Below are 14,332 nucleotides of genomic sequence, written 5' to 3'. Positions count from 1 at the left end.
CATCAGCCTTTCGCAGGTTTGCGCCGCAGGATATACCCCAGCCCGGCCACAGCATAGACCGCCAATGACACGATTGCCGCGCCCAGGATGAACAGCACAAAGGCCCCCTGCAGTGCGCCCATCGACTCGACCAGATCAAAGCGCAGTGTCGCTGGCAGATCTCCGGTCACGGCAGCCCAACCCAGCGTCACCGCCATCCAGCCCGCCATCAGCACCGCAGCGCCCAGCATCACGCCCCGCACACTGCCGTCCCGAAACCGTAACCCGCGCCGCAGCGCCGTGATCTGGCGCGCCATGTCCTGCTGCACCGCGATCAGCGCGGGCACCACCAGCAGCACCAGCACCATGCCGAAGCCCAGCCCGTAGACCAAAGTGATCACCGTCGGCTTGAGGAATTGCGCATCCGCCGACCCTTCGTACAGCAGCGGCGCAAGGCCCAGAACGGTGGTCAACGTGGTCAGCATCACAGGCCGCAGCCGGTCTGCGGCGCCATCGATGATCGCGGGCACCACGCCCCGCGTCGCGCCGTATTCATCGATCGTTGTCACCAGCACGATGGAATCGTTGATGATGATCCCGGTCATGCCCAGCAGCCCGACCACCGTGAACATGCTTAGCGGTACATCCCACAGCGCGTGGCCATAGATGGTGCCGACAAGGCCGAATGGAATGATCGCCATCACCACCAGCGGCCGCGTCCAACTGGCAAAGACCCAAGCCAGCACCAGATAAATCCCCAGCAGCACAAGGATCAGCCCGGTCAGCGCATCGCCAAGAAAGGCATCCTCCTGTTCGGACAGGCCGGACAGGCGATACTCCACCTGCTTCTGCGCGGCGATCTGTGGCAGGATTTCCTGCTCCAGCACCTGCATGATCTCTGTGGCGCGGGCGGGGTCATCTTCGGATATGTCCCCGGTCACGGAAATCAGGCGGATGCCGTTTTCCCGGCGCACGGTGGAAAATCCGGTGGCGCGGCTCACCTCGACAATATCGGCCAGCAGCACATAGGCGCCATCAGGGGTGCGCAGCATCATGCGTTCCAGAAAATCCGCCGTCAGTTCACCGTCGGGCAATTCGACCCGGATCGCGGCTGAACGTGGCCCATCGGGATAGGTCGCAGCCTCGATGCCGTTCAGACGGTTGCGCAACGTAGCCCCCAGGCTATCGATGTCGAAACCAAGCGCCTGCCCATGCGCTGTGAGATCAAGGATCAGCTCCTCTTTATCATAGGCAAGATTATCCTCGACCGCCGACACCTCGGGAAAGCGTGCCAGCGCGGTCTTGAGCGCCTCTGATGCCGATTTCAGCACTTCGGCACTGGCACCGTAGAACTGCACATCCAGCGCATCGCCGCCAGGACCCGAACGCATGCCCCGAAAGCTGACCGTTTCCGACATTGGATGCGGCACCACCGCGTCCTGCAGCGCGCCGACGAAGGCAAAGCTGGAGTAGGGGCGCAGGTCCGCCGCGATCAATTCGATGGAGATCGACCCAAGCTGATCGGCGTCCTTGCTCTCGGTTCCCGCCATGCCGCGCCCGGCATTGCCACCGATCTCGGCGATGACATAGGCGATGGGATTGTTGCCGTATTTTTCGGCGTACTCCTGCCCCAGGGCTTCGGTCGCGCGCTGCATTTCCTGCATCATCGCGATGCTGTCGGCCCGCGTCGCCCCCGGCGCCATGGCGAAATTCCCGGTGACCGAGGCCTGTTCAGGTGCGTTGAAGAACCGCCATTGCACATCACCCCGGATCAGCAGCGCCACCTGCGACGCCAGCAGAACCAGCACCCCGGCAAGCACCGCATAGCGGAACATCACCACCCCGGCCATCAGCGACCGGAACACCCCGTCCCGGACCCAGCGAAAGCCGCGATTTACCAGCCGCGACGGCAGGTCGTACCAATGTTCCTTTGCCGAATGTGCAATGGCGTGGGACATGTGGTTGGGCAGGATCAGAAAGCATTCCACCAGCGACGCCAGCAATACCGTGATCACGGTAAAGGGGATGTCCTTGATCAGATCCCCGAACCGCCCGCCCACGACCACAAGGCCGAAAAAGGCGATCACAGTGGTCAGCGTGGCACAGAACACCGGCAGCGCCATACGCTTTGCCGCCGTTTCCGACGCCTCGACCGGCGACATGCCCCGGCGCGACAGATGGTCGGCATGTTCGCCCACCACGATGGCGTCATCGACAACGATACCCAGCGTGATGATTAGCGCGAAAAGCGAGATCATGTTGAAGGTGATGCCAAAGGTATACATCAGCGCAATCGCCGCCAGCATCGCCGTCGGAATCCCCGCCGCCACCCAGAATGCAATGCGCGCGTTCAGGAACAGGAACAGCAGCACCACCACAAGGATCAGCCCGCTAAGCCCGTTTTCCAGAAGGATATCCAGCCGCCCGGTAATCTCTTCGGCGCGGGTGCGGATCAGGTCAATGGTCACACCCTCGGGCAGCGATTGCTGCATCTCGGCCGCGATCCGTTCCACCTGATGCTGGATGCCGATCGCATCGCCCTGTGCCGTCCGGTCCACCCGGATCGAAATTGCCGGGTTATCGCCCACAAAATACGTCCGCTCGCGGTCAATCCCCTCGACCCGCAGGCGGGCCACGTCAGCCAGAGTCACGGTCGATCCATCGGCGTTGGAACGTAACACAATGCCGCCGATCTGTTCGGCAGACCGTTTTTCGACCCCGGTGCGGACCCGGGCATTTGCGCCACTCACATCGCCTGCCGGGTCCGCATCCACCTCGGCGGCGATGACATCGGCGATTTCGCGCAGGGTCACGTCATAGGCGATCAGGTTGGCGCTTGGCACCTCGACCATAACCTGCGGTGCCGCAAGGCCACGGATGGTCGTGCGTGTGACACCATCGGCAAACAGCCGCGCCACCAACTCGTCGGCAAAGCGCGCCAGCTGGTCCGGCGCCAGCGGCCCGGTGATCACCAGATCCGTCACACGGTCATACCACGACCCGCGCGAAACCTCTGGCGCGTCAGCCTCGTCCGGCAGGCTGGACACGGCATCGACGGCGGATTGCACATCGGCGGCCGCCCGGGCCATGTCCCAGTTCGGCTCGAACTCCAGCGCGATGCTGGCGCGGCCTTCGCGCGACTGGGATTCGGCGTTGTCGACACCGGCGACAGCCAGCAGGGCGGGTTCCAGCACCTGCACAATGGCCGAATCCACATCCGTGGCCCCGGCACCTTCCCAGCTTACGGAAACGTCGATGTCATCGACGACGACATCGGGGAAAAACTGCGCCCGCATATTCGGCAACGCCAAAGCGCCCGCCGTCAGCATCAGCACCAACAGCAGATTGGCCAGTGTCCGATGCCGGGTGAAATAGCTCAGGATGCCGCCCGTCACGCGCTATCCCCCGATCCGCGATTCGAGGCGTTCAACCACCTGTGCGGGCACCTGCGGTTCGTTCAGCTGCGCAAGGATGCGTTGCTTGGCCTCATCCGGCATCCTGCCGTTACCTTCGACAAAGGCGACAAGTCGCGCACGCCGCTCTTCGCTCAACTCCAGCATCTCAGCCTCTGGCTCTGCCTTCGCCTCTGGCACCGGCACGGCACCCGCTGGTACCAGCGCGCGCACCTTGATCCCGGCACCCAGCAGTGGCGTGCGTTCCGCCACAACATCACGCCCCTCCAATGCGGCTGCACGCACCAGAACATCATCGCCCTGACGCCGCAGCAACTGCACCTCAAGCGCCTCAAGCCGGTCACCCGCCCCCAGCACCAGCACATCGTTCGCCGCACTCAGGGCCGAAGACGGCAGGCGCGCCACATTTTGCAGCGGGGCCTCATCGATGGTCACGGTGACAAAATCACCGGGTTTGAAGCCGCGCGCCATATCCAACCGCGCAAACAACTGCCGCCCTGTCTGCCCCTCGCCCACCGCGGCGCTTTCGCGGGTCAATCTGCCCTGCGCCACAAGGTTGGTGCCAAAGACGTCCAGCGTCGCGGTCACAGGCGCGTCACGCAGCCGACCGTCGGCGTCCAGAAGCCGGGTGTATTGCTGGGTCGACACACTGAACACCACCTCAAGCGACTTCGCGTCGATCAACTGAGCAAGCTGTTCGTTGGCCGAAACAAGCCGCCCCTCAATCACGCTCACTTCGCTCAGGGTGCCGTCAAATCCGGCGCGGATCTCTGTATCAGCCAACAGGCGCTGCGCTTCGGTCCGCGCGATTTCGGCACGCGACAGGGTCGTCACGGCCTGATCAACACGCGCCTCTGCCTCGGCCAGGGACTTTCGTCGGGTCAAAACGGCACCGCGCGCGGTAGACGCCGACAGTTCCGCAGAATCGGCAGCCGTATCCGTGCCTGCGCCCATCTTTTTCAGGTCGACCTGACGCTGAAACTGCCGCTCATACAAACGTGCCTGTTCTTCGGCAGCGGCAAGATCATCCCTCGCAAGGTCAAGAGCGCGGGCGGCTTCGCGGGTCTCTGCCTCGGCATCCAGAACGTCGCTGGCTGCCCGGTCCAGCTCGGCCTGCGCCTCTGCCGGATCGACCCGGGCAAGAAGCTGGCCACTGATCACCTCACCGCCCTCTTCGAAATCGGGATCCAGATCAATCAGCCGCCCGCTCGCCGCAGCGCGCAACTCCAGCGTCCGGCGGCTTTGGATCTGACCAAAGGCGGTCAGAACCGGCACAACCTCGCCAGCTTCGGCGCGAACCGTGTTGACCGCAAAAACCCGCTCGCGGTTCTGTGGCACACGGGGTTCCGCCGACATGCGCACCTGTACCGCATCGCGCACCAGCGCACCCGCATAGACCAAAAGGCCCAGCGTCAGCGACGCCAGAAACAATCCCGTCAGGCTCTGTCTCAGAAACCGCATGGCTCCCCTTTTCCTGTCAGAAACTACAGTTAGCGGCGGCGCGGAGCCTGCCAAGCCACGACCACGTAACAGGTCATACGTACGGCGAGATTATTTCCGTCGCTGATGTTCGTCGAGGCGCGGTAATATTTCGACAAAGTTGCAGGGCTTGTGGCGGTAGTCGAGCTGCTTGACCAGAATTTCGTCCCAGGCATCCTTGCAGGCGCCCGGGCTGCCGGGCAGGGCAAAGAGGTAGGTGCCGTTGGCCACACCTCCGGTGGCGCGGCTCTGTACCGCGCTCGTGCCGATCTTTTGCATCGATACGATGGTAAAGACGGTACCAAAGGCATCGATCTCTTTCTCATAAACATCGCGATGTGCCTCGACCGTCACGTCACGGCCCGTAAGGCCAGTCCCGCCGGTCGAGATCACCACGTCGATTCCCGGATCGGCGCACCAGGCACGCAACTGCGCCGCAATTTCGTCCCGCTCATCACGCAGGATTGCGCGCTCTGCTAGGATGTGCCCGGCCTGAGTCAGACGCTCTACCAAAGTGTCGCCGGACCGGTCCTGCGTTGCGTCCCGCGTATCGCTCACCGTCAGGACGGCGATACGCACGGGCAGGAAATCACGGGTGTCGTCGATACGGCTCATGGCCTATCCCTTCAGTTTAGCCTGAATGCTCAACAGATCGGCCCAGGCCTCGCGCTTGGCGATGGGCGTCCGGAGAAGGTACGCCGGATGCACCATAGGCATCGCGGGCAGGCCGAACGCCTCGGTCCATTGGCCACGCAGCCGCGTGATACCGCGTTTCCCCAGCACCGCCTGACACGAAATATTGCCGACCAGCACCAGAACATCCGGTTTTGCCAGCGCCACATGCCGTTTCAGAAAGGGCAGCATCATGGCGATTTCCGCCGGATTCGGGTCGCGGTTCTGCGGTGGACGCCAGGGCAGGACGTTGGTGATATAGACCGCCTCGGCACCCTCGCGGCCGCGCCCAAGGCCGATGGCGGCAAGCATCCGGTCAAGCAGCTGTCCCGCCTTGCCCACAAAGGGCTTGCCCTGCATATCTTCCTCGCGGCCCGGCGCTTCTCCGATCACCATGACGCGGGCGCCGGGGGTGCCGTCACAAAAGACGAGGTTACGGGCGCCCTTCTGCAGGTCACAATGGCCGTAAGTCTCAAGCGCATGGCGCAGCCCATCCAGATCCTGCGCCGCTGCAGCCGCCTTTTCGGCTACGGCAACCGGATCGATCTGCACCAAGGGCTGCGGCCCGGCGACAGCCACCGTGGTGGCCGCCACAGCCGCCGCCGCGACCGCCTCGGCGGCGGCATCATAGCGGTTCACCGGCGTGTCCGAGATCGCCTCGGTCACCCCAAGTTCCACCTGCCATTCCAACAGGGCCCGCGCGCTGTGCCAATCGAGTTGCGATTCCATACTGCACCCTACAGCGGCGCGGGCCGGTCCGAAAGACTTGGCCTGATCTGAGAACACACGCACGACGTGACCAACCCCGAGGCGCGCAAACAGATCCAGACAGCGCCGACCCCAAAACTTTTAAGAAAAGTTTTGGCAAGAATTTTCACAAAATTCTTGGGTGCCGCCCGCCAGTCCAGCGAACAGAATATCGGTCAGCCCTTGCCCTTCCACGGCACCAGCACCCGCTCGGCCCAGCGCATCAACATGTCGATCCCGAACCCGATGACCCCGATCAGGATGATCCCCATGATTACGATATCCGTCAGCTGGAACTTTGACGCGACCATGATCATCATGCCGGCGCCTTTTTCGGCCGCGACAAGCTCGGCGGCGACAACCGTGCCCCAGCAGACCCCCATTGCCACCCGCGCACCGGTAAAGATTTCGGGCAGCGAATTGGGTATGATCACATGACGCATGATCTGCGCCTTTGATGCCCCCAGCGAATAGGCCGCGTGCACCTTGGAAATCTTCACCCCCGACACACCGGACCGCGCTGCGATCGCCATGATCCATAGCGCGGCAAGGAAGAGCAGGATGATCTTGCCCGTCTCGCCAATGCCCGCCCAGATGATAACCAGCGGGATCAGCGCCAGTGGCGGCACGGGCCGCATGAATTCGACGATGGGGTCGAACCAGCCGCGAAACCAGTCCGACAGCCCCATGGCGTAGCCAAGCGGAATACCCAGAAGCGCACCGAACAGGAACCCGACGACGACGCGGAACAGGGAGTAACCCAGATGTTCCCACAGTGCGCTGCCGCGATACCCGTCGCGGGCGATGTCCATAAAGCGCGCCGCCACCGCCTCGGGCGAAGGCAGCCAGATCGGCTCCATCTGCCAGCCCTTCGCGGGTTCGAAATTCAGCGTTCCCTTCGGGCTCATCCCCACCCGACCAAAATCAAGGTACACCGACCCACCCGGCACCAGCGGCTGGCCATCCACCGCCACCACGGTTTCTTCCATGCCTTCGGGCACCTCGTCGTTGCGTTTGACCCGGATCAGACCTGAGCGCCATGCACCGATCTCATCCACATCGTTCTTGGCAAAGCCGTCACCCGGCGCCACTTCGGGCATCACAGGATCATCCCCGGCCCGTGTTACCACCACCGTCACGGTGGCATCATCCAGCGACCCGTCGCTTAGCTGCGCGGTATAATCGAAACTTGCCGTGCCGATGAACGGCCCCGGCGCGTGCAGGACGGATGGCACCAGCGACGATCCGGTAAAGGCCGCCCAAAGCAGGAAAATCGTCAGGATCGACACGACGGATGCGATACGGTTCGGCACCACCGCGCTTTCATCGCCAAATGTCACGGTCTTGAGCGAGGCGTAATCGGTGGTCGCCCGCCGCACGACCATTTTCACCAGAAAATACGATGCGACAAAGATAAGGGCATAAAGCCCCAGAACGATCATGACGCCACCTCGGTCCGGCCCATGATTTCCTCTTCCATGTCCCAGATCATGCTCAGGATCTCCTCACGCCGCTGCGCGAATTCGGGGTGTTTCTTGACCTGCCGCAGATCCGTTTCGACACCCATTTCGGCAAAGGGCAGCCGGTATTCGCGGTGAATCCGGCCGGGGCGCGGGGCCATCACCAACAGGCGTTCCCCTAGCAGCAGCGCCTCTTCGACCGAATGCGTGATCAGGATGATGGTCTTGCCGGTCTCTTTCCAGAGCTTCAGAACCAGGCTCTGCATCTTTTCACGCGTCAGCGCGTCCAGCGCGCCCAGCGGTTCGTCCATCAGGATCACATCCGGATCGTTGGCCAGACAGCGCGCCAGCGCGACCCGCTGCTGCATGCCGCCTGACAGCTCATAAACCGACTTTTCCTTGAAATCCTGCAGGCCGACCACGTCGAGCAGATGGTCCACGTTGGCGCCATAGTCCCGCTCGCGCTTTCCGGCCATGCGGGGCCCAAAGCTTACGTTTTCGCGCACGTTCATCCACTCGAACAGCGCGCCCTGCTGAAACACCATGCCGCGTTCGGCATCCGGGCCGCTGACACGGTGGCCATTCAGCGTGATACGCCCTTCGGTCGGGGCCAGAAAACCGGCGACGATGTTCAGCAACGTGGTCTTGCCACAGCCGGAAGGCCCCAGTACCGACAATAGTTCGCCCTGAGCGAGGTCGAGTGAGACGTCCTGAAGCGCCTGAACCGAACTGCCGTTGGGCAGTTCAAAGCGCATCGAGAGGTTTTCGATCGTCAGTCCGGCCATATCCGCCCCGCTGTTTTTACTGGTGAAAGGTAGGGCCCCCGCCCCTGCGGAATTTCCCCGCCCGATCCCGAAAGGACCCAAGGCGGAGAAATCCACAAGGGCAAAGAGACGTGCCTGCCTTACATCTCTTCGGCAGAGGTCAACGGCCCGGTGTTCACGTTGTCCGCATAGCTTGGCAGTGCCGAGTCGATGGAACCCGCATCGACAAACACCTTCGCCACGCCCTTCATGAATTCCTGCGCACCGCCATCCAGCCACTTGGGCGAAAGCTGTTCCTCGACCGTGGGAAAGATGAAGGTGGACAGGGTCGCTTCGGTGTCCTCTTCGGACATGCCGGCATCCTTGGCGATGACGGGCAGCATCTCGGCGTGGTTCGCCGCATCCGCCCACATGGCATTCGCATCCGCCGTCACCTTGAGGAACTTGGCCGCCGTATCACTGTTCTCCGCCACCCAGGAGGCTGGCGCACTGGTCACGTCAAAGACGAGGATGCCCAACTCTTCCTTCTCGGCTCCGGTCAGAAGAACGTTGCCGAATTCCTTGGCACGGCGCAGCGACCCGCCCCAGCCACAGAACATGTCGACAGACCCCTGCGCGATGGCAGCGGCCCCGTCAGGCGGCGCCATGTCAACGATATCAAGGCTGGCGACATCCACCCCGAAATGCGACATCTGCTTGAGAAAACCATAATGCGCCGCAGTCCCCAACGGCACGGCGACCTTCTTGCCGACCAGTTCGTCGGCGCTGTCCTTGTCGATCTCAAGCGCCTCGGCCACGACGCAATTGTCATTGTCCGAATAGCTGACCGCCACATCCAGCACTTGCAGATCCTGCCCTGCCGAGGCCGCGACGACAAAGGGCGGTACCCCCTGGCTGACCGACAACTGCACGTCGCCCGATGCCATCGCTGCCGACATCGCCGTGCCGGTATCAAAGGACACCCAGTTCACGGTCATCCCCAGCGCTTCGTCATAGGTGCCCATCTGCTTGGCGTATTCGAACGGCATCGGCCATTCGAGGAAATACCCCACGGTAATCGACCCATGCGCCGCCGCATGAACCTGACCTGCGCCAACCATTGCCAAGGCCGCCGCCGTTCCCATCATCATTCGTTTCATCGTCATCACGTACACTCCCGTTGTTCCCCCAGCGCGGGGGGCGTTGCGGCATCCCGGGCGATGCGTCGCCTCTTTGTGCCTTTGCGGCACCCTCACGGCACCCTTGGGCATGATCCGAACGGAATTGGGCCGTGCGATCAACGCATTTTCTGCGCGGCGTTTATGCAATCGACCGAAATAGACCCAGACAGCACAAAAATAAAACCTACGGGAATTGTCTGTTTTTCAGGCCATTTCCTGAAACTCCCGGCCCACACCACACATACCCCCATAAATCTGGCCCTATAGGACCAAGGTATCTGGCCCTAACCATTGCACAGGAAAGGGGCTGTTGTACGACGGTCACGGCCAGTATCTGGCCCGGGGCCATCCCAGTCATGGCCCGCCCTCATTCCACAGGAGTCCCCCATGGACGGCACATTTTCCGAAAACGATCTCAGCCGCGTCGTGGCGGCAGACAAGGCCCATGTCTGGCATCACCTGAGCCAGCACAAACCCTACGAAACCTCCGATCCCCGCATCATGGTCGAAGGCAAGGGCATGAAGGTCTGGGACCAGCACGGCAAGGAACACCTTGACGGTGTGTCCGGCGGCGTCTGGACCGTCAACGTCGGCTACGGCCGCGAAAGCATCGCCAATGCCGTGCGCGATCAGCTGGTCAAGCTGAACTACTTTGCAGGCTCTGCAGGATCGATCCCGGGCGCGCTTTTCTCGGAAAAGCTGATCTCGAAAATGCCGGGACTGTCCCGGGTCTACTATGCAAATTCGGGGTCCGAGGCGAACGAGAAGGCCTTCAAGATGGTCCGCCAGATCGCGCACAAGCGTTACGGCGGCACCAAGCACAAGATCCTTTACCGGGATCGTGACTATCACGGCACCACCATCGGCTGCCTGTCGGCTGGCGGTCAGGAAGAACGCAACGCCCAGTACGGCCCCTTTGCGCCCGGTTTCGTACGCGTGCCGCATTGCCTTGAATACCACGCTGCCGATCAGGGCGCGCCGGTCGAAAATTACGGCGAATGGGCTGCCGATCAGATCGAACAGGTGATCCTGCGCGAAGGCCCCGACACCGTCGGCGCCCTGTGCCTTGAACCCGTGACCGCCGGCGGCGGCGTCATCACCCCGCCGATCGGCTATTGGCAACGCGTGTCCGAGATCTGCAAGAAATACGACATCCTGCTGCACATCGACGAAGTCGTCTGCGGCGTCGGCCGCACCGGCACATGGTTCGGCTATCAGCACTACGGCATCCAGCCGGACATGGTCACAATGGCCAAGGGCGTGGCAAGCGGCTACGCCGCCATCTCCTGCCTCGTGACGACAGAAGAGGTGTTCAACCTGTTCAAATCCGACGCCTCCGATCCGCTGGACTATTTCCGCGACATCTCGACCTTTGGCGGCTGCACGTCCGGCCCGGCGGCTGCGCTGGAAAACATGCGGATCATCGAAGACGAAGGCCTGCTGGAAAACACCACCAAGATGGGCGATTACATGCTCGACCAACTGCGCGGGATGATGGATCGCCACGCGATCATCGGCGACGTGCGCGGCAAGGGTCTGTTCCTGGGGGCCGAACTGGTCAGCGACCGCGACAGCCGTACGCCTGCGGCCGAAAAACAGGTTGGGGCCGTTGTGGCCGACTGCATGGCGCAGGGCGTGATCATCGGCGCAACCAACCGGTCGGTGCCGGGCTATAACAACACCCTGTGCTTTAGCCCCGCGCTGATCGCGAAAAAGGATAACATCGACCACATCCTGAGCGCGGTCGACAGCGCATTGACCCGCGTCTTCGGCTAGGTCAATCAACCCCGCCCTGCGCAATGCCGCAGGGCGGGGTTCACCTCGCCATCCATGCCTCCCCCCAATGAAAGCCCAGAGCATGCCCGATCCGCAGCCCATCGGCGCACCCGTTACGCTGTCCCTGCCCCGCCCGCGCCCGCCGCGCACGCCGATGCAGGGCCAATACGGCAGCGTTATCCCCACAACACCTGAACATGCCGCAGCACTCCACGCCGCCTTTGTCGCGGATACAGAGGCGCGTGACTGGACCTACCTGCCCTACGGCCCCTTTGCGTCCGAACCAGCCTTCGCCGAATGGCTGACCACGGCCTGCCTAGCCGAGGATCCTTTGTTCCACACGATCTGCGCACCGGATGGCACGGCCCTTGGCCTTGCCAGCTACCTGCGCATCGACCCTGCGAATGGGGTGATCGAGGTCGGCCACATCCACTTTGCCCCGGCGCTTCAGCGCACCCCACTGGCGACCGAAGCAATGGCCCTGATGATGGCACGCGCCTTTGATGAATTGGGTTATCGCCGCTATGAATGGAAATGCGACGCGCTGAACGCACCGTCGCGCCGCGCGGCCCAGCGGCTTGGCTTCACATACGAAGGCACGTTCCGGCAGGCGACGGTGGTTAAGGGCCGCAATCGCGATACCGCGTGGTTTTCAGTGCTCGACACGGAATGGCCAGCGATCAAGGCGCGCTTCTCTGCCTGGCTCGAGCCCGGGAATTTCGACGCATCAGGGCGCCAGATCACCCCCCTGCGCTAACCCAAAAATTTTCAGAAAATTTTTGCCAAGACTTTTTCGCAAAAGTCTTGCGCGTCACGCCGCCTGGAAACGCCGAACATCCCCTCGGGAAACCTCATAAAAAAAGGGGCCGCCTATCGGCGACCCCTTTCAAACTTCTGTCGCAAGGCGATCAGCCGTTCACGCTGTCTTTCAGAGCCTTCGCAATGGTCATCTTGACCACCTTGTCGGCTTCTTTCTTGAACTGCTCACCCGTTGCGGGGTTGCGCACCATCCGCTCGGGACGTTCGCGGCAATAGATCTTGCCAACACCGGGAAGCGTCACAGCGCCGCCTTCGGCCACTTCCTTGGTGATCAGGTTGCAGACTGCGTCCAGCGCTGCGCCCGCTGCTTTCTTGTCACTGCCCATCTCTTCGGCCAGAGCTGCCACAAGTTGCGTCTTGGTCATCGGTTTCGCCATTTCATGGTCTCCTTCTCCGCCCGTCTTCTAGGGCCTCATTGGGTTAACTAAACTGCATGTAGCAATCAAACACAACGCCTAGTGTATATTTGCAAGGGAAAAACGCGCATGTAGCACTACTTTACCCTCGGTCACAGGAAAGCCGTCTCATCAAAGCTACGCAATTTCCGGCTATGAATGCGTTCCAGCGGCATATCACGCAGTTGTTCCATCGCCCGGATGCCGATCATCAGATGCAGCGCCACCTGTGTGCGGTAGAAATCCGACGCCATCCCGGGCAGCTTCAATTCGCCATGCAGCGGCTTGTCACTGACGCACAGAAGCGTGCCGTAAGGCACCCGGAACCGGAAACCGTTGGCGGCAATCGTCGCGCTTTCCATGTCCAGTGCGACAGCGCGGGATTGCGACAGCCTCTGCACCGGGCCACGCTTGTCACGCAGCTCCCAGTTGCGGTTGTCGACGCTCGCCACGGTGCCCGTCCGCATGATCCGCTTCAGGTCATAGCCTTCCAGCTGGGTTTCCTGCGCGACGGCGCGTTCCAGCGCGATCTGGATCTCGGCCAGTGCCGGGATCGGCACCCAGACAGGCAGATCGTCGTCCAACACGCGATCCTCGCGCAGATAGGCATGGGCCAGCACAAAATCGCCAAGTGACTGAGAGCTGCGCAACCCCGCGCAATGTCCGACCATCACCCAGGCGTGCGGGCGCAGCACCGCAATGTGGTCTGTCGCCGTCTTGGCATTGCTTGGCCCCACGCCGATGTTGACCAGCGTGATCCCCCCACCATCGGCCCGCTTGAGGTGATAGGTCGGCATCTGCGGCATCTTCCCGGAGGACAGGATTTCCTGATCAGGGCCAGTGATCTCGGCATTGTCGGTCGACACAAAGCTGGTGTAGCCGCTGTCGGGATCGGCCAGCATGGCGCGGGCATAGGCCTCGAACTCACTGACGTAGAACTGGTAGTTGGTGAACAGCACGTGGTTCTGAAAATGTTCGGGATCGGTCGCGGTGTAATGCGCCAGCCGTGCCAGCGAATAATCCACCCGCTGCGCGGTGAACGGCGCCAGCGCCTCGGCCCCGTCGTCGGCGGGTTTGGCCAATCCGTTGACGATATCATCATTGGTGGTGGCAAGGTCCGGCACGTCGAACACATCCCGCAGGGTGAACTGCGCGGCACCTTCCTGCGGCACGGACACGCCTTCGCGGTTGGCCACCGCAAAATGCACCGGAATCGGCGTCGCGGACAGGCCCACCTGTATCGGTACACCGTGGTTGGCAAGCAGCAGACCGATCTGCTGCAGCAGGTATTTCGAAAACAGGTCCGGCCGGGTCACGCTGGTTGCATGGGTCCCGGGGGCTGAAACGTGGCCAAAGCTGAGCCGACTGTCCACCTTGGCAAAGGTGGTCGTGGTGATGCGCACCTCGGGGTAGAAGGCGCGATACCGCACGCCGGGGTGGCCATCGATCATCGCCGTGTTGAACTTGTCGCACAGAAAACTGACGGCGGTTTCATAAAGCGCGCAAAGCCGCTCGACCGCAGCGGCCGCATCCTCGAACAACTCGGGCGCGGGTACATCCGGCGACACAACCTCAAGATTTACCGACTGATCCTGCATCCGCCCCTCGCGCGTTAATTCGTGGCAAAGTGACACCAACGGTCAGCAGGATCAAGCCGCCCCGGCACAA

11 protein-coding genes are annotated in these 14,332 nt (G+C 62.3%); 2 read left to right on the top strand and 9 right to left on the bottom strand.

The features are described 5' to 3' along the window. Positions 1-2: 2 nt before the first annotated feature. The 7 genes from CHB75_RS03985 to CHB75_RS03955 form a co-directional block, all read right to left on the bottom strand. On the bottom strand, positions 3-3,374 hold the full coding sequence (locus tag CHB75_RS03985; protein ID WP_089269221.1) for an efflux RND transporter permease subunit: 3,372 nt from the start codon (positions 3,372-3,374) through the stop codon (positions 3-5). A gap of 3 nt (positions 3,375-3,377) precedes the next feature. Next, complete coding sequence (locus CHB75_RS03980; RefSeq protein ID WP_089269220.1) at positions 3,378-4,853, bottom strand: efflux RND transporter periplasmic adaptor subunit; 1,476 nt, start codon at positions 4,851-4,853, stop codon at positions 3,378-3,380. A gap of 90 nt (positions 4,854-4,943) precedes the next feature. Continuing rightward, positions 4,944-5,486: a molybdenum cofactor biosynthesis protein B gene (gene moaB, locus CHB75_RS03975; protein ID WP_089269219.1), complete on the bottom strand. Its 543-nt coding sequence runs from the start codon at positions 5,484-5,486 to the stop codon at positions 4,944-4,946. Positions 5,487-5,489: 3 nt separating this feature from the next. Beyond that, entirely contained in the window at positions 5,490-6,272 is a 783-nt protein-coding gene (locus CHB75_RS03970) for a uracil-DNA glycosylase (protein ID WP_089269218.1), read from the bottom strand. 194 nt (positions 6,273-6,466) lie between these two features. Beyond that, a complete protein-coding gene (locus CHB75_RS03965) occupies positions 6,467-7,732 on the bottom strand; it encodes an ABC transporter permease (protein WP_089269217.1) in 1,266 nt (421 codons plus the stop codon). Beyond that, entirely contained in the window at positions 7,729-8,535 is an 807-nt protein-coding gene (locus tag CHB75_RS03960) for a taurine ABC transporter ATP-binding protein (protein ID WP_089269216.1), read from the bottom strand. The genes CHB75_RS03965 and CHB75_RS03960 overlap by 4 nt, the downstream gene beginning before the upstream one ends. 119 nt (positions 8,536-8,654) lie before the next feature. After that, positions 8,655-9,659 (bottom strand): taurine ABC transporter substrate-binding protein, encoded by a 1,005-nt coding sequence (locus CHB75_RS03955; RefSeq protein WP_089269215.1) that lies wholly within the window; start codon positions 9,657-9,659, stop codon positions 8,655-8,657. A gap of 402 nt (positions 9,660-10,061) precedes the next feature. Here CHB75_RS03955 and CHB75_RS03950 point away from each other — a divergent pair, with 402 nt between their 5' ends. Both CHB75_RS03950 and CHB75_RS03945 read left to right on the top strand, forming a co-directional pair. After that, positions 10,062-11,450, top strand: coding sequence for an aminotransferase family protein (locus CHB75_RS03950; protein WP_089269214.1), 1,389 nt, complete (start codon positions 10,062-10,064; stop codon positions 11,448-11,450). A gap of 82 nt (positions 11,451-11,532) precedes the next feature. Next, on the top strand, positions 11,533-12,207 hold the full coding sequence (locus CHB75_RS03945) for a GNAT family N-acetyltransferase (protein ID WP_245840663.1): 675 nt from the start codon (positions 11,533-11,535) through the stop codon (positions 12,205-12,207). A gap of 151 nt (positions 12,208-12,358) precedes the next feature. On the opposite strand, the gene CHB75_RS03940 is transcribed toward CHB75_RS03945, so the two are convergent. Continuing rightward, positions 12,359-12,646 carry an HU family DNA-binding protein gene (locus tag CHB75_RS03940; RefSeq protein WP_089269212.1) on the bottom strand — a complete coding sequence of 96 codons (288 nt, stop codon included), beginning with the start codon at positions 12,644-12,646 and terminating at the stop codon, positions 12,359-12,361. Between the two features lie 131 nt (positions 12,647-12,777). Continuing rightward, positions 12,778-14,262, bottom strand: a complete 1,485-nt coding sequence (locus tag CHB75_RS03935) for an AMP nucleosidase (protein ID WP_089269211.1) — start codon at positions 14,260-14,262, stop codon at positions 12,778-12,780. Positions 14,263-14,332 lie beyond the last annotated feature (70 nt).

The sequence above is a fragment of the Puniceibacterium sediminis genome (genome assembly GCF_900188035.1).
Classification (GTDB): Bacteria; Pseudomonadota; Alphaproteobacteria; order Rhodobacterales; family Rhodobacteraceae; genus Puniceibacterium; species Puniceibacterium sediminis.
Note: the sequence above shows the minus strand (reverse complement) of the source record. Positions and strands in the feature narration are given on the sequence as shown.